Here is a 23,629-nt window from a genome sequence, read left to right on the forward strand (position 1 = left end):
GCTTATCTCAGGCCATCCATGGCCTTCGAAATTCTGGGGAAGGCTTGCCACAACGCCACCCCAGACTCCTGAGTTAGCCTTTCAGGGCTTCTTTCTGCAGTTCAAACAACTGATTAATCGCTTTCCTTGCCAGCGCCAGCATGGCGTCCAGTTCTGTTTGTTCGAACGGTGCGCCTTCGGCAGTTCCCTGAATTTCGATGAAGCCGCCCTGATCGGTCATGATTACGTTCATGTCGGTTTCGGCTTCGGAGTCTTCCGGGTAGTCCAGGTCGGCTACCGGCATGCCTTTGTATACACCCACTGAAATGGCCGCGACCATTTGCTTGAGCGGGGATCGCTTCAGGCGTTTGTTGGTGACCAGGTGGTTCAGGGCGTCTACCAGGGCAACGCAGCCGCCGGTGATGGCTGCGGTGCGGGTGCCGCCGTCGGCCTGGATGACGTCGCAGTCGATGGTGATGGTGTGTTCGCCCAGGGCTTCGAGGTCTACCGCTGCGCGCAGGCTGCGGCCGATCAGGCGCTGGATTTCCACGGTGCGGCCACCCTGTTTTCCACGGGCAGCTTCCCGGCCCATGCGGCTGCCGGTGGAGCGGGGCAGCATGCCGTACTCGGCGGTGATCCAGCCTTTGCCTTCGCCGCGCAGGAAGGGCGGTACTTTGTTCTCTACCGAGGCGGTGCAGATAACCTTGGTGTCGCCGAACTCAACCAGCACCGAGCCTTCGGCGTGGCGGGTGTAGTTGCGGGTGATGCGAACGTCTCTGGGTTGCTCGGGCGTTCTGCCGCTTGGTCGCATAGTGTGTCCTGTTTTTGAAGATGAATGTCCGGCTGTTGCCGGTCGGGCGTTTTGAAAGGGCACCGAGTATAGCATTTGGTCGGGTTCGCTGCTCCGGGCGTTTGCCTGTTAAACTCGAAACTCTGTTGAATAAGACTGGAGCCATTATGATCCGCAGCATGACTGCTTTTGCCCGCAAGGATTCCCGGGGTGACTGGGGTACTCTCACCTGTGAGATCCGTACCGTAAACCATCGCTACCTGGAGCCATCTTTCCGCCTGCCGGAGGCTTTCCGTGAACTGGAAAACCGGTTCCGGGAGGAGTTGCGCAAGCAGGGGCTGAAGCGGGGCAAGGTGGATATTTCCATGCGCCTGCAGTCGGTGGAGAGCGAGGTGCAGAGCTTCGAGATTAGCGATGAAATGGCCCAGGCGGTGAATGAGGCAGCCAACCACATTAATCGTATGCTGGATAACCCGGCCCATATCAACGCTTTGGATATTCTCCGCTGGCCGGGGGTGATGTCGTTGCCGGAGAAGGATTACAGCGCGGCCAAGGAAGCGGCGGCGGGGCTGTTCGCGGAAACTGTCAAGGAGCTGATGACGGTTCGCGAGCGAGAGGGTGAGCGCCTGCGGCCACTGTTCGAGGACCGCCTGACCGCCATGGGTAAGCTGGTGGCGGAAGTTCGGGAGAAAATGCCCCAGCTGCTGGCCGCCCAGGAGCAGAACCTTCGTGATCGCTTTGAGAAAGCCAAGGTAGAGCTGGACCCGGAGCGCGTGGCCCAGGAAATGGTCATGCTGGCCCAGAAGAGCGACGTGGCCGAAGAGCTGGACCGCCTGGATGCCCATATCAGCGAAGTCACCGACACCCTGCAAAACGACGATGCCATCGGCCGGCGCCTGGACTTCCTGATGCAGGAGCTGAACCGGGAAGCCAATACCCTGAGCAGCAAGAGCATCGATGCCGCCGTCACCCGTGCAGCGGTGGACCTGAAGGTGCTGATCGAGCAGATGCGGGAACAGGTGCAGAATATTGAGTGATGTTCTTGGGGGTTCGACGTTGTTCTTGATGGCATTATAAATCAAATAGTTATGTAATTTTGACGCTCATAATGTTCGTGTAAGTTCTGCCAAGTTTGGGTAGTGATGGGTAGTAGATTGGGGAGTATTTTCTCGCTATATTGTATCGGCGAGATTGTACTCCCCAATTTTTTTAAGGCAGGAAAGTGGGCAAGCTACACGACAAGACCGTCAAGAAACTGATCAAAGAGAAGCCATCCGTGCGGCATGCCGATGGCAATGGTCTCTACCTCATGACCCCGAAGCGCGGCGATGCCTACTGGATGCTGCGCTATACCACCCCAGCTACCAAGCTCCGGCGCGAATACACCATCGGCAAGGTGGACGACTGGTCATTGGCCGACGCCCGTGATGAGGCGGCGAAGCTGAGGTTGGCGATCAAGCGTGAGGGTGCTGACCCGGTTCAGGAGCGGCAGAAGGTCAACCAAAACCCCTTCAAAACGCTCAATGACCTGTACGCGGACTACTACGAGCTTCGCAAACGAGAAATCGCGTCCCACCATAAAGAGAAGAGCCTGTACGAGCGTGAGGTCGCCTGGCGCATCGGAAAGGTGGAACTTGAAAAGATCCGACCAGTGGATATCAGTGAAATCCTGCGGGACGTGGCCACTGGCTATGACGACAATAAGCCCCGCCCAACCCTATCAAATGATTTGATGCGCCTGCTGAGGAACCTGTTTGATCATGGCATCAAACTGGACGTCACCAGGTTCAATCCAGCCTCGCCATTCCGTCCCAGGGACGCCGGCGGGGAGGAGAAGGCCGCCAACTACCCAATGAATGAAGACGAAGTCACCGAGTTCTTCACCAAACTCCGGGTGATTCCGGCGCAGTTCAGCCGTGAAAACTACCTGGCCTGTGCTTTGTTGATTGCGACCTGTACGAGAAAAATGGAGCTGCTGGCAGCGCCTTGGTCGGAATTCGATCTGGAGAACCGTATCTGGTACCTGCCCGAGGAAAGGACCAAAAAGAGAAGGGCCATCGATATCCCGTTGGCGGAGCCCGCCGTGGAATGGCTGAATGAGCTGAAGGTACGTTCCTGCGGTAGTGAGTGGGTATTTCCAGCTCGCAGGATCAGTAAAAAAGCACGGACGCCGTTTGTGTGTGAAAACACGCTGAACCATGCGCTCAAGAAACTCTTTGAGAAAAAGTTCTTTTCGTTCGACAAGCGCCGCGTCCACGATCTGCGTGGCACGGCCAGGACGAAGCTGGGCAAGCTTGGTTTTGATGACAATCTGGCTCAGCGCTGCCTGAATCAACTGCCCGGCAACCGGACGGACCGGGTTTATAACAAGCATGCGTACTTTGAAGAGCGAAGAGCGGCTCACGAGGCGCTCTGCGAGTGGCTGGCGCCCATCGTGAGAGGTGAAGTCAGCTCTGGAGGGTAAAGGGGCCAGATCAGGCCCCTTGTTGCTCAATCCAGGCCAACAGATCCGATAGTCGCCACGCCACCGAGTTGCAGCCCAACTTGAGCCGTGCCGGAGCCACTCGCTTTCTTTCCAAAGTCCACCACTGCGTCCGACTGACACCCGTAATCGTTCGACGGTCCGACTCCCGAACCAGCCGCTCACACTGTCCAGAACGAGCCAGAAGCTTGGTGCGCACCTCTTCCGAAGGCGGACTGAAGGTTTTATCAATCATCCTCCTCTACCTCCGAATCACCAGTGGGAATAGTGGGAAACTGGGAAAGTCCATCTCCATCCGGTAGCGCTTCCCAATACGCCTTGATGCGATCAGGCCACAGGGCGAAAAAACGCTCCGATCGATCCCGTAGCTTGATTTTCATGGTGCCACGGCTCTGTTCATTGGTTTCCAGGAAATCTCTCTGGATCAGCGGCTCAATTTCCCGGGTGTATCGACTTCGAAGGCCAAGCTCCTTGATAAGAGTATTTTTGGGTATCAGCCACTGCGTCTCACCGGCCACTTTGCGTCGCAGACCAATTGCTCTTCCGTAATCCCCCCGCTCTATGTCAACGAGACGGTGATTCCATTTGTAAATAGCATCGCGAAGGCGGGCCAACAGGCGGTACTCCTCCGAATTGAAGATGTGACCCCGGCTCCGAAGCCAGGCTCCAACGACTTGGTGTACTGCTCGAACCGACTCCGCTTCCGTCCAGGGGAGGAGATAGTTCCGACATGCCAGGCATAGTGCAGCGGTGATCAGTGCGAACCGCCTGATCACTCGGACGACTTGCGAAGCCATATGAGGGGTCTTCCATTGCTCCGTCAACCGGGCAACCTCATTCTGGATGTAGCTGGGTAGGTCATTCACATCTTCTGTAAGACGCTCGAGCCAGTGCCGGAACAGTGTGCCGTGGTAGTGCCCGGTACGGCTTTTCAACGTGTCCACGAACTCTTGGGCACTGTTGAATCCATGCAACTTGTCAAAGGCTCCAAACCTCCCAAAAATCGGAATCTCGACAAGTCGGGTTTCTTGGCCGGCTTTAACCGACTTGCCTATTTCCTGAAATACTTCCGATAGCCATACCTCACCGGTACTTAAAGCCAGAGTTCGCCAGTGCGTTTGTGCAGTAAGGTCCCCTGATATATTCGCACGCAACTTACTGGCACCGGTCATTATATGATACGTCGCTACATCGACATCTTCCGGGCGCGCCAGGCCAATTTCATCCAATGCCAGCAACATGTCATTGTGCTCAGCAGCCACGGCTGCCAAGCCATTGGCAGTCGATACCCAGTTCCGCACAAACGTTGGTGCACCACACACGCTCGCGGCCGCCTGCAGTAGTGTCGTTTTACCGCTGGAGCTATTGCCGCCGAAGTGAAAAGCCCCATTTTCAATCTCCGCATGCTTCAGCAGTGGTGCCGCAAGGGCTACCCCAATGCTGAACATCGCCAGCGGGTTGCCCTCACACAGCTTCCCCACTTGAGCTTGCCAATCCTGGAGAGAACCGTTTTCCTGAAGTAGAGGGGAGGTTGATAGCTGCCCGACGAAGTAGTGCTGCTCATCCGCCTGACCTGCCGTCCAGCTACTCGTCGCGAAGATGGGGCCGTGCCAACCTGTACGGTCGACGGTTGTGGCCGGCGGCGCCTTTGCCATTTCCTCAAGCAGGTAGCGTTGTAGTCGTGCCCAACTGATATTGCCAGGCTCCAGCGGATAGCCGCTGTCCACGAGCAGCTCCCGTATCTGTCGGGCGTTATCGCCGTTCAGGTTGCGCGCATACACCACCTCGCGGAGCAGGACGTTGTCCATATTTTTCCACTGCAGCAGCGCACCGTGACCGTGCTTCTTGTTGGAGAGTCGGGTTCTGGCAATAACCTCAATCCATCCACCAACTCTTTGCCATTCATCAGAGCTGAAGCAGTACAGGCCAGAGTCTCTCAATTGAAATTTCATTTGCCCCTCCGTCACAACCGATCCAGCCAGTTTCTAACATCCTGGATCCGAAACCTGACGGCTCGACCTTGCGGGTTTGGCTTGATGGGGGCGGGGAAGCGACCTGATCGGACGTATCGACGTAGCGTGGCTTGCGATAGCTGAGTGACGGCGCACACTTCTTCGTATGTGAGCAAGCGCTCGTTGGTCTCGCTAGAAAACATGTGTTTCATTATCTACTCCTGGTTCGTTGATTAACGGCAGGAGTGATTATTAGTAATCAGGAGTCAGGACCAGAACCGTGAAATTGGCCATTTTGGGCGCAAAGAGAAAAAAATTATAACTAGATGAAATTAAAGGTTAACTTCTGTCATTAAGGCGATTTTCATGGGAGCCTCATCGGTTTACGAGCAAAATCTGGCGAAATGTAAGCAATCGCTGTTACCCGCCACCATCACGGCATCATTTTGTGAAGCGGTAATGCGCATTGACTTTCACATGTGAAAGTCAATGCTGGACGTGATCAAAACAGCCTCTTAAAGAGCCTTTTCGAGGCCCTGTTATTTTACGGGGCATGTCCATATCACAACGGGGCTCCAAAAGGTCTCTTCCAAGCCCTTTGTAAGTGCCCCGAGGAAGTAGCGGGAATTGTCGTAGCGACGACAGTCAGTCCGGTTCCATCAAGCCACCGGATACCGGTGTTTTCACTGAGGTGGGAGGCCAGGGTCCCAAATAAATAATGGAGCGCGGATCCTTCAGCCCATGCGAGCTATTTCATGGCGCGTGGGAGCGCAGCGGCAAAGTCCCAAATCAGGTAGTCACGTGGACAGGAATTGGAAAGGTCCCATGGCTTGGAGGAAGGAATCTGCCTCCGCCCCCGCCTTTGTGTCCAAAAAGGACAAAAGCACATGGCAGCTCAAAGCACTCGACGGATTACGATTGTTGGCAAATCCATAGCGAGGAGCCAGCCATGAGCAAACGAATGACTCACCAGGAAATCTGCGAAGAGTGGGAGTCGGTCAGCCGAGCCCAAAATTTGGACCATCGTCGCGGCACCGAAGCCGCCATCAGGCAGTGCCGCCAATTTCTGGCCGCGATTCAGCAACAAGCAGACGTGGAGCAAGCCAGATATCGCTATCTGGCGCAGCGGCTCTGTGATCACTTCTGGTCCCACAACGTCGCGCATCGTACCGACCAGACACCCGGCTATCCCGGGCACTTCGGCTGCCGCGTTCGACTCAGAAAAAGAAAGCTGGAGTTGTCCTGGTACTACAATCGCTTTGTACCGAAGAAGGGTAGTGAAGGCCGCTCGGTGTTCAGTGAATACATCCGCAAAGAAGGTCAGTATCGCTACCACAAACCGGCCTTCACGCGGGCCCAGGATTGGGAGCAACCGCTCATCATGGAGACTGAGACCGGTTTTGAGATGTTGCGAAGGCTCAATGCCAACCAGGCGGAGCTTTGTCGAATCGTGCGGAAAAGCGAGCGCCTTCTGAAAGATCTAGAGGACCACCTCCGTGGACTGAAGGAAGCTACCAGCGTGAGTTCAAGCCGCTCCAGCGAGGAGAGATGAGGGCTTTTGGCGGTAAAAGGCCTGTCGTTCACACCGCAGGTGTTGATTGTGTGGGGCTATTGATGGGGTCGCCCAGATTTTACATGGCTATATGCGCCGTTCTTTGCTGGTCTATCCGGGTCAAATCGGTTGAATGCGGCGTGGTACCTCTATATATTGATCAGTCAATCTAGTGTAGGGCTGCTCCGCCCACGAAACCATGCCGCCTCAGATGAGGCGGCAACACCATCGCCCATAGGAAGCGAAAACATGGCCGAGATGGAAGATCGCTGGTTATCCGTAGACGAAATAGGCAAGCACCTCGGTGTCAGCAATGACACCGTGTACCGCTGGATCGACAAGCACTCAATGCCCGCCCACCGCATGGGGCGATTTTGGAAGTTCAAAAAAGTCGAAGTAGATGAGTGGGTCAAGGGCGGAGGAGCCGCCGAGACGAGCAAAGGTGAGCGTTCCGAATGACCCAAGGCCGGTATCGCATCTCCTTCACGTCCGGCAGCCTGTATCACCGCGAATCGGTGAAGCTGGCCGAGCTGTACCTGTCGCTCCGTGACTGGGATGAGGTGCGGACTCAAGCTCTACATGACAACCTTCTACAGGCCAGAACGGAAAGCACGGCAAAGCGCACCTGTAGAGAGGCGATTGCACGCCTGAAGACGTTGACCGAAAGCGAACTGACTTTCCTGGCCGAGGCAAACCACCAGGACCAGGCGCACCTCCTCTGGGTTGCAGTGTGCCGCCTGTACCGCTTTATCGCGGACTTTGCGGTGGAAGTGCTACACGAACGGTTTGTCGCGATGAAGCTGGATCTCAGTTTTGAGGATTTCGATGCCTTCTATAACCGTAAATCGGAATGGCATGACGAACTGGATAATGCCAGCGCCTCAACGCGCGATAAATTGCGGCAGGTCCTGTTCAGAATGCTGCGGGAGGCAGGGTTGTTAGCTAAGGACAAAACCATAAACGCAGTTCTGCTCAGCCCCAGGCTGGTTGAGTTGCTGCGTCAGAACAATCCTGACGAGTTTTTCTACTTCCCAGTCTATGAATCCGATATCAGGGGGATGTCAGCTTGAAAAAGGACATTGCCAAAATGCCGATGCAGGAGCGACTACAGCACCTGTTTAGCGTGGTTTCCGGCCAGCGGTTCCTGAACAAACAGGGACTGGGTAATGAAGTGCCTTTCTTCATCTGCCCCTACCGGCCTGAAGAAGCGGTCGAGATGGAGCGTCTTCAGCGGCAGTTGGTTAACCGGCTGGAGCAGGCGGGCATCCGGATCCTGAGTATCAATCTGTACGACCTGGCCGTCGATATTTTGAAAGAAAGAGACATCTGGGAGCAGGTGTTGGAGCTCGAGCCCACGGTCTCAAAGGATCAGCTGAAAGAACTGCTACAGGGAGTGCTGGACCCGGAAGCCCATTTGGTGCCCGCTATTGCGGCAAAACTCCAGTCCGTTGAGTTTGACGTGCTGTTTCTCTCAGGGGTGGGCGAGGTTTTCCCCTACATACGCTCCCATAACGTGCTCAACAACTTGCAGAGCACCGCCAAAGACCAGCCAACGGTGATGTTCTTTCCGGGGTCCTATACCCACTCGCTGGAAACCGGTGCATCGCTGGATCTGTTCGGCAGGCTGCATGACGACAAGTACTACCGTGCGTTCAACATCTTTCATTACGAAGCCTGAGCGGACGATACGATTCGAGGCGTAATCATTAAGGGAAAGTACAATGACATTGAAGAATATTTTTCTAAAGCCCGTTGACCGCCCCATTGAAGGCGTTATCAAAGCCGACGATGAAGCCAGTCTTCGCCTCGAAATTGAAGAATACGTACTGACCAACGAAGTCGAGAAACGCCTCGAAGAGTTCCTGGACGCCTACAATAACTACGAAGGGGCGAACGGGGTCTGGGTATCCGGCTTCTTCGGCTCAGGCAAGTCGCACCTCCTCAAAATGCTGGCCCTTTTGCTTGAAAACCGGGAAATGGACGGTGCTACAACCCTGGACCTGTTCCTTCCCAAGTGCAGTGAGAATGAAATTCTCCGGGGCGACCTGAAGCGAGCTGTCTCAATTCCGGCGAAGAGCATTCTGTTCAACATCGACCAGAAAGCCGATGTCATCAGCAAAACCCAGATCGATGCGCTTCTGGCCGTGTTCGTTAAAGTCTTCGACGAAATGTGCGGCTACTACGGCAAACAAGGGCACATCGCCCAGTTTGAGCGCGATCTGGACGGCCGTGGCCTGTACGAGCAGTTCAAAGCCGAGTACGAGGCCATCGCCGGTCGCCTCTGGCAGAAAGGCCGGGAGCAAGCCCTTCTGGAAGGCCCGAATATTGCCAAAGCCTACGCCGCTGCGACCGGTGGCGACCCGCAGTCGGCAGCGGGCATTCTGGATAAGTACCGCAGCGAATACCGAGTTTCAATTGAAGACTTCGCGGACAATGTGAATGCCTATATCGAGAAGCAGGCAAAAGAGGGTGGCCACAAAGAGTTCCGCCTGAACTTCTTTGTGGACGAGGTTGGCCAGTACATTGCCGACAACACCAAGCTGATGACCAACCTGCAAACCATTGCCGAGAGCCTCGCCACCAAGTGTCGGGGCCGGGCCTGGATTATCGTCACTGCCCAGGAAGAAATGAAAAACGTGGTTGGCGAAATGGGCAAGCAGCAAGGCAACGATTTCTCGAAAATTCAGGCGCGGTTCAATAACCGCATGAAGCTCTCCAGCGCGGACGTCGCGGAAGTAATCCAGAAGCGCCTACTAACCAAGACCGAAGAAGGCGTCAATCAGCTGTCGGACGTCTACCACGCACAGGCGAACAACTTCAAAACCCTGTTTGACTTCGCGGATGGATCGGCCACCTACCGGAACTTCCGGGACAGGGACCACTTCATCCACAGCTACCCCTTCGTCCCCTACCAGTTCGCGCTGTTTCAATCGGCGATCCAGAACCTGTCACAGCACAACGCCTTCGAGGGTAAACACAGTTCTGTCGGTGAGCGCTCCATGCTTGGGGTTTTCCAGCAGGTGGCCATCCACATCGGCAACCATGAGGTGGGCCAGCTGGCCACCTTTGACCTGATGTTTGAAGGCATCCGCTCTGCACTGAAATCACAAATACAGAGGGCGATTATTCAGGCCGAGAACCACCTCGATAATGCCTTCGCCATCCGGCTGCTGAAGGCCTTGTTCCTAGTGAAGTATGTCAAGGAATTCAAGCCCACGGTGCGCAACCTATGCGTGTTGATGCTGGATGCCTTCGATCAGGACTTGCCGGCACTTCGCACTAAGGTCGAGGAAGCCCTGAGCCTTCTGGAGCAACAGACCTACATACAGCGCAACGGCGACCAGTACGAGTACCTCACGGACGAGGAAAAGGACGTCGAGCAGGAGATCAAGAACACAGAGGTTGAGTCATCGGACGTTGCGGACGAGCTGGAAAAGATCGTTTTCGACTTTGTTATAAAACAGCGCAAAATCCGCTATGACGCCGGCTCCTCCCAAAACCAGGGGCAGGACTACTCCTATTCGCGCAAACTGGATGATCGTCTGTATGGGCGTGAATACGAGCTCTCGATTAATGTCATCAGCCCGTTCCACGAGCATACTGACAACGAGCAGATGCTACGCACAGCCTCGACCTACAAGGCGGACGAGTTGTTTGTGCTAATGCCGTCAGACGAGCGCCTGGTGCGCGATCTGCTCATGTTCAAGCGCACCGAGAAGTACATCAAGCAGAACATTTCCGTTACCCAGCAGGAAGCCGTTAAGCGGATCCTGAATGACAAGGGCTTTCAGAACCGTGAGCGCGAGGCCAGGCTCCGGCAGCAGGTTCAGACCCTCATTGGCAAGTCCAAGTTGCTCATTGGCGGCGCCGATGTGGAAGTGGCGAATGAGGACCCCCAGACCCGCATTATTCGGGGCTTCCATGAGCTGATTTCACGGGCTTACCCCAACCTCCGCATGTTGCGCGGCGTTTCCTATACGGAGAACGACATCAGCAACTGTCTTAGCCGCACAGACGATGGCCTTTTCGGTAACGACGCCACGGCCCTGGCGGAATCCGAGCAGGAAGTGCTGGCGTTCATTCAGAGCAACAACCGGGGCGGTGTCCGCACCACCCTCAAGAGCCTGCTGGAAAAGTTCGAACGGAAACCCTACGGCTGGTATTACGCTGCGATTCTCTGCACCCTGGCCAACCTGTGCGCCCGTGGCAAGGTGGAAGTTCGTCTCGACGGGAATATCCTGGAGGACAGCGAGCTGGAGCGCGCCCTGCGTAACACTCACGGCCACGGCAACGTGGTGCTGGAACCACAGATTGAGTTCACCGCCTCTCAGGTCCGAGCCCTCAAGTCGTTCTACGAGGACTTCTTCGACAGCCCGCCCCGCAGCAGCGAAGCCAAGGCCCTGGGTAAAGAGGCCGGCGAAGCCTTCCAGGACATGTACCACGACCTGGACCGGCGGATAGCGCAGGTCGATCAGTATCCCTTTCTCAATGCCTTGAAACCTGCCCTGGTGACGCTGAAAGAGGTCGCCGGAAAGCCCTACACCTGGCACCTGACGGAATTGGGCAAGCAGGAAGACCAGCTGCTGGACCTGAAAGAGGATGTCATCGACCCCATCCGCAAGTTTATGGGCGGTTCACAAAAAGACATCTACAACCAGGCTCGGTCCTTCCTGCAGAGCCAGGAGCCCAACTTCATCTATGTGTCCGGGGACGAGATCGAGCAGATCCGCACCATCCTGAACGACCCCAACTGCTACAAAGGGAATCGCATTCAGCAGCTCAAGGGCCAACTGGATAGCCTGCAGGAGCGCATCGACGAGAAAGTGCAGCAAACCCGAGCTCAGGCAGAAACCTCCCTGAAGACCATGCAGGAACGCATGCAAAGCATGGACGAATATCAGTCCCTGCCGGAGCCGCGCCAGGATGAACTCAACAAACCGTTCCGGGATCTGGTCGATTACATCGGACAGGAGCGCCTGATTGCTGTGATCAAGGACCGTACCCGGTACTTTGAAGAAGAGGGCTACCAGAAGCTGCTGGGCAAAATGGTGGCGCTGGCCAATCAGAAATCAGCACCGGCAGACGACCCCGATCAGCACCCAGGTAGCCAGAGTGAAGACCAGAGTGACGGGGGGACTCCCGAGGTCAAGGAATCGGCAGCCGACTACGTTCACACTCGCAACCTCCGTGTCGCGTTCGACAAGGCCTGGCTGGCCAACGAGGGTGATGTGGACCGGTACCTGAATGCCCTGCGCGAGGCCCTGCTGGTTGAAGTCCAGCAAGGCCGAAAGGTCCAGATCTAAGCGTGCCGAACCGTCTAACCGGTCGATGTTGGGGATAGCCATGCACGAAGCCGAACAGGAAATCCAGACGCTCATTCGCGGCGGCGAGAGCCTCGCCGTCGAGTTCAAGAGCGACGTCAAAAGCCTGCCGGACCGGGATCTGGTGGCCGCGGTGGTGGCCCTGGCCAACACCGAGGGCGGCGACCTGTTCCTGGGCGTTGAAGACGATGGCACCCCAACTGGGCTGCATGCCAACCACCGCAACCTCGCCGGCCTGCCCGCACTGATTGCCAACAAGACCATTCCCTCGCTGGCCGTGCGCGTTGAGGCCCTGGAGCTGGAGGGGCAAACTATTGCCAGGATCCAGGTTCCCAAGTCCCGGCAGCTGGTGTCGACCTCGGATGGCCTGCTGCAACGTCGGCGCCTGAGAATGGACGGCACTCCGGAGGCCGTGCCCTTCTACCCCCATGAGTTTGTTCAGCGCCAGTCCAGCCTGGGAGTAACGGACCCCTCGGCCTTGCCGGTGGAAAACCTGGCGGTTGAGGATCTGGACCCGATTCAGCGGATCCGCATCCGCAACGCCATCAAGAAATACGGCGGCGACCAGAGCCTGACGCCCCTGGCGGATGATGAGCTGGACGGCGCCCTGGGGCTGACCGTGAACGTGGGAGGCCAGCGTCACCCCACCGTGGCAGGGCTGCTGCTGCTGGGGAGCGACATGCAGCTCCGACAACACCTGCCCTCCCACGAGGTAGCATTCCAGGTGCTGCGCGGTACCGATGTGCTGGTCAATGAGTTCTACCGCAAACCGCTGCTGGAGACCTTCGAGGAGGTCGAGGTACTGTTCCGCGCCCGGGTGGAAGAAGAGGAGATTCAGGTCGGACTGTTTCGCGTGCCCATCCCCAACTTCGACCGCCGGGCCTTCCGGGAAGCCTTTGTGAACGCCCTGGTTCACCGCGACTACAGCGCCCTGGGCGCCGTGCACGTCAAACTGGACGATGACGGCCTGAGCATCAGCAATCCCGGTGGTTTTGTGGAGGGCGTCAACCTGGACAACCTTCTGGTGGCTGACCCTCGCTCCCGTAACCCCTTGCTGGCTGACATTATCAAGCGCATCGGCCTGGCCGAACGCACGGGCCGAGGCATCGACCGGATCTTCGAGGGCATGCTCCGCTACGGGCGCACTGCACCCGACTACTCCATGTCGTCCGCTCACACCGTCTCCGTGCGCATGAGCGCAGCGGACGCGGACGCCGAGTTCCTGCGCATGATCGTCGAGCGCGAGGAACAGACCGGCGCCGCCATGCCAATCGACAGCCTGATTATCCTGTCCCGGCTGCGCAATGAGCGGCGCTTGAGAACGGCGGACTTGGCCAAGTCGGTACAGAAGCCGGAAACCGTGGTCCGGGGCACCCTGGAGAAACTGGTGGAAGCCGGCATGGTGGAAGCCCACGGAACCGGCAAGGGCCGCACCTACACCTTGGGCGCCAAGGTATATCAAGGGGCGGGGCAAAAGGCCGCCTATGTACGCCAGGCAGGGTTTGATCCTATCCAGCAAGAGCAGATGGTCATGAGCTTTATTGATACGCACGGCAGCATCAAACGTGCTGACGTGGTTGAGCTGTGCCATATCAGCCCGGATCAAGCCTACAAGTTGTTGGCCAGATTGAAGAAAAGGGGAGAAATCGAGCAACTAGGCGAGCGTAAAGGGGCTATTTACAAGCGCACGCGTTAATTTATGCGCTCAGCGTAAATATATACGCTCATTTATGCGTCAGCGTATATCGCTCGGTCACGATCAAAACCAAGGCATGAATCGATGGAAACCGCAAAACTCAGAAAATTCGCTCAGTTCGCCCGCCGCAGCCTGATTGAACAGGTCGGCGCCAAGCTAAAACTGGTATTGGCCGAAGAAAGCCCCGCCCGGCGGGAAAGCTCATCGGCCATCAAAAAGCTGGAAGAGGCGATAGCCGAGCAGGGTAAAGAGCAGGTTGTCGAGCGGGTGGCGTATATCTGGTTTAACCGGCTCGTAGCCCTGCGGTTTATGGACGTGAACCGATATAACCGCATTGGCGTGGTCTCGCCTGCCGAGGGGCAGTTTCAGCCCGAGATCCTGGCGGATGCCAAGATGGGCCATATCGATGAAGAGATGGTCGTGGAAAATACCCGAAAACGGGTCTTCGCCCTGCTCGATGGCAAAATGCCCAGCCAGGATCCACAAGGGGAAGCCTATCGCTTACTGGTCGTAGCCGCCTGTAACTATTGGTACAGCGCAATGCCGTTCCTGTTTGAGCGCATTGACGATTACACCGAGCTTTTGATGCCGGATGATCTGCTCTCCGGCAACTCAATTCTGGCCTACACCCGCGAGGCCATGACGCCGGTTGCCTGTGAGGATGTCGAGGTGATCGGCTGGCTGTATCAGTTCTATATCTCCGAGAAGAAAGACCAAGTATTCGCCGATCTTAAGAAGAACAAGAAGGTTACTCCCGAGAATATCCCTGCGGCGACCCAGCTGTTCACACCGCACTGGATTGTGCGTTATCTGGTGGAGAACTCACTCGGCCGCCTTTGGATGCTCAACCGTCCTGATTCTGGCTTGATTAAGCAGATGGATTACTACATCAAGCCGGAGGAACCAGAAACTGATTTTCTCCGCATCAGTAGCCCGGAAGAAATTAAGGTTTGCGATCCAGCCTGTGGCTCAGGCCATATGCTGACTTATGCCTTCGATTTGCTGTATGCCATTTATGAGGAGGAAGGCTATGAGTCCGCTGAGATTCCGGCCAAGATCCTGACTCAAAACCTATACGGTATCGAGATTGACGAGCGTGCTGGTGAGCTGGCCGCCTTTGCTCTGACCATGAAAGCGCGTGCAAAACATCGGCGGTTCTTTCGGAATCCGGTACAGCCGAATGTTGTGGTTCTTGATAATGTGGTCTTTACCGAATCTGAGATGCAGGATATAGCTGCTCTATTGGGTAAAGATCTTTTTAAAGACGAACTGCGTGAGACACTGAGTCAGTTTGAGCAGGCGAGAAACTTCGGCTCATTGATCGAGCCGAAGTTGCGCGAACCGACCGAGATTCTACGAGCGCTGGAAGCGCGAGATTTCGGCTCTGATATGCTGCTAAAAGTTTTGTACGAGCGGCTAGTGGACGTGCTATGCATGGCCGAGGTGTTATCGCCGAAATATCATGTGGTAGTGGCGAATCCTCCTTATATGGGTCGTGGTGGCGCAAATGAAGCTCTGTCATCTTGGACTCAGAAACAATACCCAAAGAGCAGAGCAGATTTATACGCGATGTTCATTGAGAGGTGCGGGCAGTTGTCAATTCCGGCCGGCTTTTTCTCTATGATCACTATGCATGGCTGGATGTTCCTATCGACGTTCGAAAAGCTTCGGCGTGAGCTACTGCTCGAAAATCATATTGTGACAATGGCCCATCTTGGTGAGCGGGCATTCGACTCGATCGGCGGGGCTGTTGTTTCAACAGCAGCTTTTGTATTCGAGCACAAAAGGCGACTAAGCGCACGAGGCACCTATATCCGCCTAGTAGAAGGTGGTAACGAACAGGTAAAACGAGATGCGCTGATTGATGCCTCCAATAACGAAAATTCCATTTTTCGTTTCACGGCTTCCTCAAATGACTTTAACAAGATTTCGAGTGCTCCTGTCGCATACTGGGTGTCACCTCGCCTTTTCAGTCTTTTCGAGGATGGAACGCCGATAAAGGATAAGGTCATCTCAAGAGATGGATTGAACACGGGAAATAATGAAATTTTTATTAGGCAGTTCTGGGAAGTTCCCCTTGAATCTTCGAAAGCCGGAGCGAAGTCCGCTGAAGAATTTTGGTCATCAGGAGCGCGCTGGGCGCCACTCATCAAAGGCGGCCCGTATCGGAAGTGGTATGGCAATCTTCAGCATGTGATCACCTATGACAAGCAAGGTTTTGAACGGCTAGCGCGGTCGGGCAACAAGCTGCCATCACGTGAGTTCTACTTTAGAGAATGTTTTGCGTGGACCCGAATCTCTAGTCCAGCAGGCTCGTTCCGCTACTATCCAGAGGGAGCGATATTCGAAAGTGCAAGTCTTTGCGTCTATTCAGATAGCCCCGAAGATCTGAGAGAGTCATTGGCCTTTTCGAATAGTAATCTGGCTCCCAAGGAACTCGCTGCGCTCAGTCCTACGGTTAATCTTCTCTCAGGCTACTTTGATATGCTCGTGGTGCCTCCTTTGGGTAACCAATCGCAAAATATCATTGAAACCTGCGGACAGTGCATTGATATTGCCAGAAGCGACTGGGACGCATACGAAACCTCTTGGGATTTCACGAGATTGCCTTTGTTGAATCCTAACTACCGTCAGCCAAGTCTATATGCCTCCTATCAGAACCTTCGCGCCTACTGGCGAGAGATGGCACAGGAAATGCGACGGTTGGAGGAAGATAATAACCGCATCTTTATCGACGCTTATAGTTTGCAGGATGAGCTGGCACCAGATGTACCGTTGGAGGAGGTCACTCTCACTTGTAACCCCCACTACCGCTACGGCAACAACAAAAGTGAGGAAGAGCTGGAGGCGCTACTGCTGGCCGATACCATGCGAGAACTGGTCTCCTATGCTGTAGGCTGCATGTTCGGCCGCTATGCTCTGGAAGAGCCGGGGCTGATCCTGGCCAATCAGGGAGAGACCATCGAGGACTACCTGAAGCAGATCCCAGAGCCGAGCTTCCCGGCGGATGATGACAATGTTATCCCTATGCTCGATGGCGACTGGTTCACCGACGACATCACTGAGCGCTTCCGTGAATTCCTGCGCATCGCCTTTGGCGAAGAGCACTATGGGGAAAACCTCCGCTTTGTCGAGCAGGCGCTGGGCAAAGATATTCGCAAGTACTTCCTGAAGGACTTCTATAACGACCACGTGCGCCGTTACAAGAAGCGGCCCATCTACTGGTTGTTCTCCTCACCCAAGGGCTCATTCAATGCGTTGATCTACATGCACCGCTACCAGCCTCACACCGTGGGCACGGTGCTGGAGTATCTTCGGGATTTCAAAGACGAGAAGCTAAAAGCCCGGAAAAACCATCTGGAGGCCCTGAGTATCAGCGCCGGGGCCTCCCAGGGTGAGAAGACCAAGGCCCTGAAAGAGATCGAGAAGATCAACAAAACCCTCGCCGAGCTGGATGACTACGAGCGGGATGTGCTCTACCCACTGGCCACCGAACAGGTGGAAATTGATCTCGATGACGGGGTGAAGACCAATTATCCGAAATTTGGCGAAGCTTTAAAGAAGATTACCGGCCTCTCTGGCTAGGAGCACAGGCATGCATATCAACAAACTAACCTTGCAGCGCTTTCGTGGCGCTCAAGATCTACCGCTGGATCTGGATGACAAGCTTAATGTGTTTGTCGGCATGAATGGCACGGGTAAATCCAGCATTCTGGATGCCTCGGCCATCATGCTGTCCTGGCTGGCGAATCGGATTAAGCATGCGGGTGCGTCTGGGCGTCCGATTGCCGAATCCGATATCAGGAATGGTGAATCCTCCGCCAATCTGGCCATTCAGCTATGTGATGAGGGTACTTCCTTCGGCTGGAACTTGGCGAAGGTGCGTAAGGGGTACAGCAAAAAGGACCTGGCCTCTGTTCTGATTTCTGCATCCGAAACGGCCAAGGGTATTCAGGCCGGCATCACCGAACACAACGGGAAGGTAAACATCCCCTTGTTTGCTTACTACCCGGTGAATCGCGCTGTGTTGGATATTCCACTGCGTATCCGAGAAAAGCATCAGTTCGGGCTTCTTTCTGCTTACGAGGAGTCGCTAACCAGTGGCGCCAACTTCCGTACTTTCTTTGAATGGTTCCGGGAGCGTGAAGACCTTGAGAACGAGAACCGCAAATACATAGATGATCTGATCAAGCCGGACGATTTCGAGTTCCCGGATTCGCAGCTAACGGCGGTGCGGCGGGCCCTTGAGATTTTCATGCCGGACTTCCAAAACCTGACCGTAAGGCGCCAACCGCTGCGGATGGAGGTAACGAAGAAAGGCCAGCGGCTGACGGTAAACCAGCTTTCCGATGGCGAAAAATGCTTGATGGCCATGGTTGGCGACCTTGCCAGGCGCATGGCCATAGCCAACCCGGAGCGAGAAGATCCGCTGCTGGGAGATGGCATTGTGATGATCGATGAAATTGATCTGCACCTGCATCCGAAATGGCAGCGCCTGGTGGTGCCCAGTTTGAGGGCGGTTTTCCCGAACTGTCAGTTTTTTATCTCCACTCATTCACCGCATGTAATTACCCATGTGAAACCGGAGAATCTGTTCCTTATGAACATGACAGATGCCGGGGAATTGGAGATTGTTCGCCCGAATGAGTCCTACGGGAAGACGGTGGACAGGGTACTTGAAGATCTGATGGGCCTTGAGACCACACGCCCTGACCAAGTGGAAGATGCTCTTCGAGCTATTTACGGGCAAATCAATGATGGCGAGCTTGATACTGCCAGAAAAGGCATTGCTGAATTGGAACGAGACATTGGCGAAGATCCGGAACTGGTAAAAGCCAAGGTGCTGATCAAACGCAAGGAGCTGATTGGCCGATGAAGTATGTGGAGAAGCGCCACGAACCTGAAGTTTTTACGCAATGGAAGGCTCTGGCCAATGTCAATGAAGACTGGCAGCCTACCTATGGCGACCTGAGGGGTGAGCCCAAAGCCTCGGTAAAGAGATCATTGATGCGGGAGCAGGGTTACATCTGCTGCTATTGTGAACGCCGGTTAACCGAGGGCGATTCCCACATAGAACACTTTCAGCCTCAGAGTGACCCGACTGTGGATCCGCTGGATTACGGCAATCTTTTGTGCTCCTGCCAGAATCAGATCAGAAAGGGTGAGCCCCGTCACTGCGGTAACCTGAAAGGCGACTGGTTTGACCCCGAGCTGTTGATATCTCCGCTGGATGCGAATTGTGAGCCCCGGTTTGGTTTTGAAGGTGATGGTTGGATTAAACCTGCTGACAATAACGACCGGGCGGCCTGTGAAACCATTACCCGACTGGGCCTCGACCTGCCCAAGTTGAATGAGTTGAGAGCTGGAGCAATTGAGCCTTTCCTGGATGATAGCTTGAGCCATGATGAGCTGGGTCAGTTCGTGTCGGGCTACTTAACCATGGGAGCAGACGGCCGTTTCGGTGAGTTCTGGACCACCATCAAATACCTGTTTGGGGACTATGCCGCCGCATGAGTAATCGAATTTCCCAGGCCTCTCATGAATATCCCAGGTCGCTCATGAAGGAGGGCTACCTATGAAATTGAAAGAAATTGCCGTTAAAGGCTTTAAATCCATCAGCAATCACGACTACGAGCGTATTGCCTTTAACGATGTCACGGTGCTGTTGGGGGCGAATGGCTCCGGGAAAAGTAACCTGATTTCACTGTTCCGGCTGTTGGGATTTATGACCACTGGTGCTCTGCAGCAGTACGTTGGCAGGCAGGGCGTCAGCCAGCTTCTGTTTTATGGCCCAAAGGTGACCGAATCGCTGAGTTTCAGCGTGAAACTGGAAGATGACAGCACCACGGACTCCTACGATGTAAAGCTATCGTATGGGTTGCCGGACCGGCTGTTCGTCAGCGGTGAACAGGTAAGCTATCACAAGGCCGGTCACCCCAGACCGCAGGAATACTTTCTGTCCAGTGGTGGCCCCGAAGCGGATCTGGGGCAGGATGATCGGCCCACCAGTAAAGTGCTTACCGGTCTGCTCAGAGGCATACAAACCTTCCAGTTTCACGACACATCCGACACCGCCCGAATCAAGGACCGGGTGTACGTTGATGATGTGTCCTACCTGCGCAGCGATGGGGGCAACCTCGCGGCCTTCCTCAAGATGTTGAAGGAGTCGGACAGCTATCGTCCTTACTACGAACGAATTGTCCGGCATATTCGCAAGATTATGCCGCAGTTCAACGACTTCGTACTGGATACCCTTCCTGGCAATGACCGTTTCGTGCGACTGAACTGGTCTGATACCTACCGCCAGGATTATCTTTTTGGTCCGGATCAGATTTCCGACGGGTCTCTTCGCTTCATGGCGCTGACCACACTACTGTTGCAGCCACCGGCGTTGCTTCCAAAAGTGATCGTTCTGGATGAGCCGGAGTTGGGTCTGCATCCGGCTGCCACGCTTGAGCTTGCCGGTATGATCAAACGTGCATCCCAGAAAACGCAGGTGGTCCTGGCCACCCAGTCCACACGGCTGGTGGATGAATTCCTGCCGGAGCAGATTGTGATTGTGGAGCGCGATTCAAAGACCGGCGCCAGCTCGTTCCACCGTCTGGAAGCGGAGGCGCTGGGTGAATGGTTGCAACGGTACAGCCTCTCGGAGCTTTGGGAGAAAAATGTGTTGGGAGGGCAGCCGTGATTCGACTGCACATAACCGCAGAGGGCCAGACCGAGAAAGCCTTCGTCGACCAGGTTTTGACACCCCATCTGGCGCACTTTGATGTCTACACCGACGCGCGCTGTGTGTTAACGAGCAAGGACAAACGGGCAGCCAAAGAATACCGGGGTGGCTTGATCAGTTACCAGAAGGCAAAAGCAGACATCGAAACCTGGATGAAGGAAGACGCCAACCAGGAATGCTGGTTTACCAGCATGTTCGATTTATATGCCTTGCCAGACGATTTCCCAGGATTTGACGAGGCGGAACGGCTGGAGCCTTATCAAAGGATCGAACGGCTCGAAGCTGCTTTTGGCAATGAAATGAACAAGCCAAACTTTATTCCCTATATCCAGTTGCATGAATTTGAAAGCCTGATTCTGGCTGACCCGGCCAAGCTGGATTGGGAGTACCTGGAGCACGACCAGCCAATTGGAAATCTAGTGAAGATGGTCGGCTCCCAAAATCCGGAGCTCATCAATGACGGTCGAGAAACAGCGCCATCAAAACGAATTCTCAAAGAGATACCGGAGTACGACAAGGTGACATCAGGGGTATCGGTTGCGGCTCACATCGGCCTCGGTGCTCTGCGGGCCTCATGCAAACACTTTGATGAGTGGGTGTCGCGCTTGGAGAAGCTCGGGGGCAAAGAATGAGCCAGCAAATCAATTATGCGCTGGGCAGGCTTTTCGATAAGCACCGGGTTGTGTTCTGGTACGACACCAAGCAAGAGCTGCGCAGTGACTTCGAGGCGGTTTCCATTCCGGACGTGGAGAAGCTGGAGATCGCCAACAACGAGTACGGCCTGAAACATCGCATCCTGCGGGAGGCACCGGAACAGAAATTCTTGCTGTACAAAGAAGGGCCACAACCGGAGGATCTGGACAACTGGTTGCTGGACGTACAGCTGGCCCACGGCGAGTTCCGGACCGACCAGGTGGCCATCTGGCTGTCCGAGTTGGAGTTGGGCCTGGAGTTCGCCGAGATAGCTCAGGCCCATACGGAGTTCTTTCAGGCGATCAAGCGCAAGGAGGCACTGAAGAAGTTGCTGAAGCCGGACGATACCGCCGGCCAGCTGCGCCTGAAGATGCTGGCCGTGTGTGCCGGTAGCGAGCCCCGTATGGACTCGGTGGTGGAAACCCTGCTGCAGCAACTGGCTGAAGACCGTGATGATGGCATCCGGCTGATTGAGCGCTGTGGTCTGGGCAGCTTCCTGTGGGAGCAACTGACCCGTTTCTACGGCTACGAGGCCAGTGAACCCAGCCTGCGCGATTTCGTGATCGAGCTGTTCAAGTCCTGCTACGCCATGGGTACCGATGGCGATGTCAAACTGACCGGCGACGCCCTGGTGTTCCTCAAGCGCTGGAAAGACAGCCGGCAGTTCGAGCAGGGGTTTGAAACCCTGTCTGCCGAGTGTGCCGAGGTGCTGGGCATTGAGCAGGATCTGGGTAAGCGGGACTTCCGGGACCTGGTTGAGCTGGATTACTTCCGGCTAATCGACCAGAAGATTATCAGTGACCTGGTGCGGGCGGTGGTAGGCCGCACGGTCACTAGTGGCGATGTGGCATTGTGGGTACGGCAGCGGCGCCAGGGCCACTGGTACGGGGAGTTCCGCCACCTGTATGAAGCCATTGAGTTTGCGGCCCGTTTTGTCCAGATGCTCGGTGAGGCTCGTCTCACCATGGACAGCCTCTCCGACGGCGTTCAGCGATACAGCCGTTCCTGGTTCCAGTTGGATCAGCTCTACCGCAAATTTACCTACCATGTGCGCATGTCCGGCCAGGCATCGTTAATGGGCGATCTCAGTGAGCAGGTGGAGAATTTGTATTCCAACAACTACCTGCTCAAGCTGGGCGACGGCTTCCAGGTTCACGTGGATGCCGCGCCGCGCTGGGAGGCCTATCCGGTCGTTCAGCAAACAGCCTTTTTCGAGCACTGGGTTCGCCCGTACCTGTGCAAGGACAAACGGATCTGCGTGATCATTTCCGACGCCATGCGCTATGAGATTGGTGATGAGCTGCTGGGCCTTATCCGGCAGGAAGATCGCTACAGAGCGGAGCTTGAACCGGCACTCTCGACCCTTCCCAGCTATACCCAGCTCGGTATGGCGGCGCTACTGCCCAACAAGTCCCTGGCAATCGCCGACAACGATACCGGTACGGTACTGGTGGATGGCCAAAGCTCACAGGGCACGGTCAACCGTACCAAAATCCTGCAGGCCGCCTTGGATGGTCGGGGCCAGGCCGTCAAGGCGGAGGATTTTATGCAGCTCAACCGGGAAGACAGCCGTGAGCTGCTCAAGGGTAATGATGTGCTGTACATCTACCACAACCGCATCGATCACACCGGCGACAAGATGCATTCAGAGGGGCAGGCCTTTGAAGCCGCAGAACAAACCCTGGATGACCTGATTCGACTGATCAAGAAGCTCACGGCGGCCAACGCCAATAACCTGCTGATCACCGCTGACCATGGCTTTATTTACCAGAACCGTGAGCTGGATGAGAGTGATTTCCTGGGCGATGCCGTTTCTGGCGATGATATTCGCTACCGGGACCGTCGGTTCGTGCTGGGTAAGGGGCTGTCCGCCTCTCCGGCCTTCCATCACTTCTCGTCTGAGCAGCTTGGGCTGGATGGCGATATGGAAGTGCAGATTCCCAAGTCCATCAACCGGCTGCGTCTTAAAGGCTCTGGCAGCCGCTTTGTGCATGGCGGCGCATCCCTTCAGGAGGTTGTGATTCCAGTCCTGAAGGTTAACAAGAAGCGCCAGAGTGATGTCAGCGCCGTTGAGGTGGACATCCTGCGTGGGGCCAGCTCGGTGATCACTTCCGGCCAACTGGCCGTCACCTTGTATCAGTCCGGACCGGTTACCGAGAAAGTACAGCCTCGCCACCTGCGGGCTGGGATTTATACCCAGTCAGGGGAGTTGATTTCGGACAGTCACGAACTGTCGTTTGACCTGACCTCGGAGAACCCCCGCGAGCGGGAGCTTCAGGTGCGCTTTGTGCTCAGCCGCAAGGCGGACGAGGCCAACGGCCAGGAGGTTTTCCTGAAGCTGGAAGAACAGCACGCCGGCACCTCCCACTACAAGGAATACAAGTCGCTCAGGTATTTGATGCGGCGGTCCTTTACCAGCGATTTTGATTTCTGA

At 55.5% G+C, this 23,629-nt stretch carries 18 protein-coding genes; 14 read left to right on the top strand and 4 right to left on the bottom strand.

The genetic code is table 11. The features are described from left to right. Positions 1-73: 73 nt before the first annotated feature. On the bottom strand, positions 74-790 hold the full coding sequence (gene rph, locus Q669_RS10365) for a ribonuclease PH (protein WP_022992163.1): 717 nt from the start codon (positions 788-790) through the stop codon (positions 74-76). A gap of 146 nt (positions 791-936) precedes the next feature. Here rph and Q669_RS10370 point away from each other — a divergent pair, with 146 nt between their 5' ends. Together Q669_RS10370 and Q669_RS10375 are read left to right on the top strand one after the other, a co-directional pair. Continuing rightward, entirely contained in the window at positions 937-1,806 is an 870-nt protein-coding gene (locus tag Q669_RS10370) for a YicC/YloC family endoribonuclease (RefSeq protein ID WP_022992164.1), read from the top strand. A 185-nt stretch (positions 1,807-1,991) separates the two neighbouring features. Beyond that, positions 1,992-3,233: a tyrosine-type recombinase/integrase gene (locus Q669_RS10375; protein ID WP_022987607.1), complete on the top strand. Its 1,242-nt coding sequence runs from the start codon at positions 1,992-1,994 to the stop codon at positions 3,231-3,233. A 10-nt stretch (positions 3,234-3,243) separates the two neighbouring features. Here Q669_RS10375 and Q669_RS19315 read toward each other — a convergent pair whose 3' ends face one another. The 3 genes from Q669_RS19315 to Q669_RS10385 are packed head-to-tail and all read right to left on the bottom strand — an operon-like array spanning position 3,244 to position 5,415. Beyond that, a complete protein-coding gene (locus Q669_RS19315) occupies positions 3,244-3,486 on the bottom strand; it encodes a helix-turn-helix transcriptional regulator (RefSeq protein ID WP_008174217.1) in 243 nt (80 codons plus the stop codon). Next, complete coding sequence (locus tag Q669_RS10380) at positions 3,479-5,203, bottom strand: DUF927 domain-containing protein (protein ID WP_022992165.1); 1,725 nt, start codon at positions 5,201-5,203, stop codon at positions 3,479-3,481. The genes Q669_RS19315 and Q669_RS10380 overlap by 8 nt, the downstream gene beginning before the upstream one ends. Before the next feature lie 11 nt (positions 5,204-5,214). Further along, positions 5,215-5,415, bottom strand: coding sequence for a helix-turn-helix transcriptional regulator (locus tag Q669_RS10385; protein WP_022987609.1), 201 nt, complete (start codon positions 5,413-5,415; stop codon positions 5,215-5,217). A gap of 737 nt (positions 5,416-6,152) precedes the next feature. Between Q669_RS10385 and mobI the strand changes: the two genes are divergently transcribed. The 12 genes from mobI (at position 6,153) to pglZ (ending at position 23,629) form a co-directional block, all read left to right on the top strand. After that, the gene (gene mobI / locus Q669_RS10390) at positions 6,153-6,755 is read left to right on the top strand and encodes a conjugative transfer protein MobI(A/C) (RefSeq protein WP_036149400.1); all 603 of its coding nucleotides are present in this window, start codon (positions 6,153-6,155) and stop codon (positions 6,753-6,755) included. Between the two features lie 249 nt (positions 6,756-7,004). Next, positions 7,005-7,214, top strand: coding sequence for a helix-turn-helix domain-containing protein (locus Q669_RS10395; RefSeq protein WP_022992167.1), 210 nt, complete (start codon positions 7,005-7,007; stop codon positions 7,212-7,214). Continuing rightward, complete coding sequence (locus Q669_RS10400; protein ID WP_022992168.1) at positions 7,211-7,825, top strand: DUF1819 family protein; 615 nt, start codon at positions 7,211-7,213, stop codon at positions 7,823-7,825. Before Q669_RS10395 ends, Q669_RS10400 begins: the two co-directional genes overlap by 4 nt. A gap of 17 nt (positions 7,826-7,842) precedes the next feature. Then, positions 7,843-8,433 (top strand): DUF1788 domain-containing protein, encoded by a 591-nt coding sequence (locus Q669_RS10405; RefSeq protein WP_011784100.1) that lies wholly within the window; start codon positions 7,843-7,845, stop codon positions 8,431-8,433. 43 nt (positions 8,434-8,476) lie between these two features. Next, positions 8,477-12,058 carry a BREX system P-loop protein BrxC gene (gene brxC, locus Q669_RS10410; RefSeq protein WP_022992169.1) on the top strand — a complete coding sequence of 1,194 codons (3,582 nt, stop codon included), beginning with the start codon at positions 8,477-8,479 and terminating at the stop codon, positions 12,056-12,058. 40 nt (positions 12,059-12,098) lie between these two features. Next, positions 12,099-13,772, top strand: a complete 1,674-nt coding sequence (locus tag Q669_RS10415) for an ATP-binding protein (protein WP_022992170.1) — start codon at positions 12,099-12,101, stop codon at positions 13,770-13,772. An 84-nt stretch (positions 13,773-13,856) separates the two neighbouring features. Next, positions 13,857-17,357, top strand: coding sequence for a BREX-1 system adenine-specific DNA-methyltransferase PglX (gene pglX / locus Q669_RS10420; RefSeq protein WP_022992171.1), 3,501 nt, complete (start codon positions 13,857-13,859; stop codon positions 17,355-17,357). Between the two features lie 10 nt (positions 17,358-17,367). Next, entirely contained in the window at positions 17,368-18,648 is a 1,281-nt protein-coding gene (locus Q669_RS10425) for an AAA family ATPase (protein WP_022988845.1), read from the top strand. Beyond that, on the top strand, positions 18,645-19,286 hold the full coding sequence (locus tag Q669_RS10430) for a retron system putative HNH endonuclease (protein WP_022988844.1): 642 nt from the start codon (positions 18,645-18,647) through the stop codon (positions 19,284-19,286). The genes Q669_RS10425 and Q669_RS10430 overlap by 4 nt, the downstream gene beginning before the upstream one ends. 61 nt (positions 19,287-19,347) lie before the next feature. Next, a complete protein-coding gene (locus Q669_RS10435; protein WP_022992172.1) occupies positions 19,348-20,460 on the top strand; it encodes an AAA family ATPase in 1,113 nt (370 codons plus the stop codon). Next, entirely contained in the window at positions 20,457-21,134 is a 678-nt protein-coding gene (locus Q669_RS10440) for a DUF4276 family protein (protein ID WP_022988842.1), read from the top strand. The genes Q669_RS10435 and Q669_RS10440 overlap by 4 nt, the downstream gene beginning before the upstream one ends. Further along, positions 21,131-23,629 carry a BREX-1 system phosphatase PglZ type A gene (gene pglZ / locus Q669_RS10445; RefSeq protein WP_022992173.1) on the top strand — a complete coding sequence of 833 codons (2,499 nt, stop codon included), beginning with the start codon at positions 21,131-21,133 and terminating at the stop codon, positions 23,627-23,629. Before Q669_RS10440 ends, pglZ begins: the two co-directional genes overlap by 4 nt.

The organism is Marinobacter sp. C1S70 (assembly GCF_000475355.1).
GTDB lineage: Bacteria > Pseudomonadota > Gammaproteobacteria > Pseudomonadales > Oleiphilaceae > Marinobacter > Marinobacter nauticus.

Excerpts from the sequence above, each read along its gene's own strand:
- rph (WP_022992163.1), bottom strand. The coding sequence starts at position 790 with ATGCGACCAAGCGGCAGAACGCCCGAGCAACCCAGAGACGTTCGCATC.
- Q669_RS10370 (WP_022992164.1), top strand. The coding sequence starts at position 937 with ATGATCCGCAGCATGACTGCTTTTGCCCGCAAGGATTCCCGGGGTGAC.
- Q669_RS19315 (WP_008174217.1), bottom strand. The coding sequence starts at position 3,486 with ATGATTGATAAAACCTTCAGTCCGCCTTCGGAAGAGGTGCGCACCAAG.
- Q669_RS10380 (WP_022992165.1), bottom strand. The coding sequence starts at position 5,203 with ATGAAATTTCAATTGAGAGACTCTGGCCTGTACTGCTTCAGCTCTGAT.
- Q669_RS10385 (WP_022987609.1), bottom strand. The coding sequence starts at position 5,415 with ATGAAACACATGTTTTCTAGCGAGACCAACGAGCGCTTGCTCACATAC.
- mobI (WP_036149400.1), top strand. The coding sequence starts at position 6,153 with ATGAGCAAACGAATGACTCACCAGGAAATCTGCGAAGAGTGGGAGTCG.
- Q669_RS10395 (WP_022992167.1), top strand. The coding sequence starts at position 7,005 with ATGGCCGAGATGGAAGATCGCTGGTTATCCGTAGACGAAATAGGCAAG.
- Q669_RS10400 (WP_022992168.1), top strand. The coding sequence starts at position 7,211 with ATGACCCAAGGCCGGTATCGCATCTCCTTCACGTCCGGCAGCCTGTAT.
- Q669_RS10405 (WP_011784100.1), top strand. The coding sequence starts at position 7,843 with ATGCCGATGCAGGAGCGACTACAGCACCTGTTTAGCGTGGTTTCCGGC.
- brxC (WP_022992169.1), top strand. The coding sequence starts at position 8,477 with ATGACATTGAAGAATATTTTTCTAAAGCCCGTTGACCGCCCCATTGAA.
- Q669_RS10415 (WP_022992170.1), top strand. The coding sequence starts at position 12,099 with ATGCACGAAGCCGAACAGGAAATCCAGACGCTCATTCGCGGCGGCGAG.
- pglX (WP_022992171.1), top strand. The coding sequence starts at position 13,857 with ATGGAAACCGCAAAACTCAGAAAATTCGCTCAGTTCGCCCGCCGCAGC.
- Q669_RS10425 (WP_022988845.1), top strand. The coding sequence starts at position 17,368 with ATGCATATCAACAAACTAACCTTGCAGCGCTTTCGTGGCGCTCAAGAT.
- Q669_RS10430 (WP_022988844.1), top strand. The coding sequence starts at position 18,645 with ATGAAGTATGTGGAGAAGCGCCACGAACCTGAAGTTTTTACGCAATGG.
- Q669_RS10435 (WP_022992172.1), top strand. The coding sequence starts at position 19,348 with ATGAAATTGAAAGAAATTGCCGTTAAAGGCTTTAAATCCATCAGCAAT.
- pglZ (WP_022992173.1), top strand. The coding sequence starts at position 21,131 with ATGAGCCAGCAAATCAATTATGCGCTGGGCAGGCTTTTCGATAAGCAC.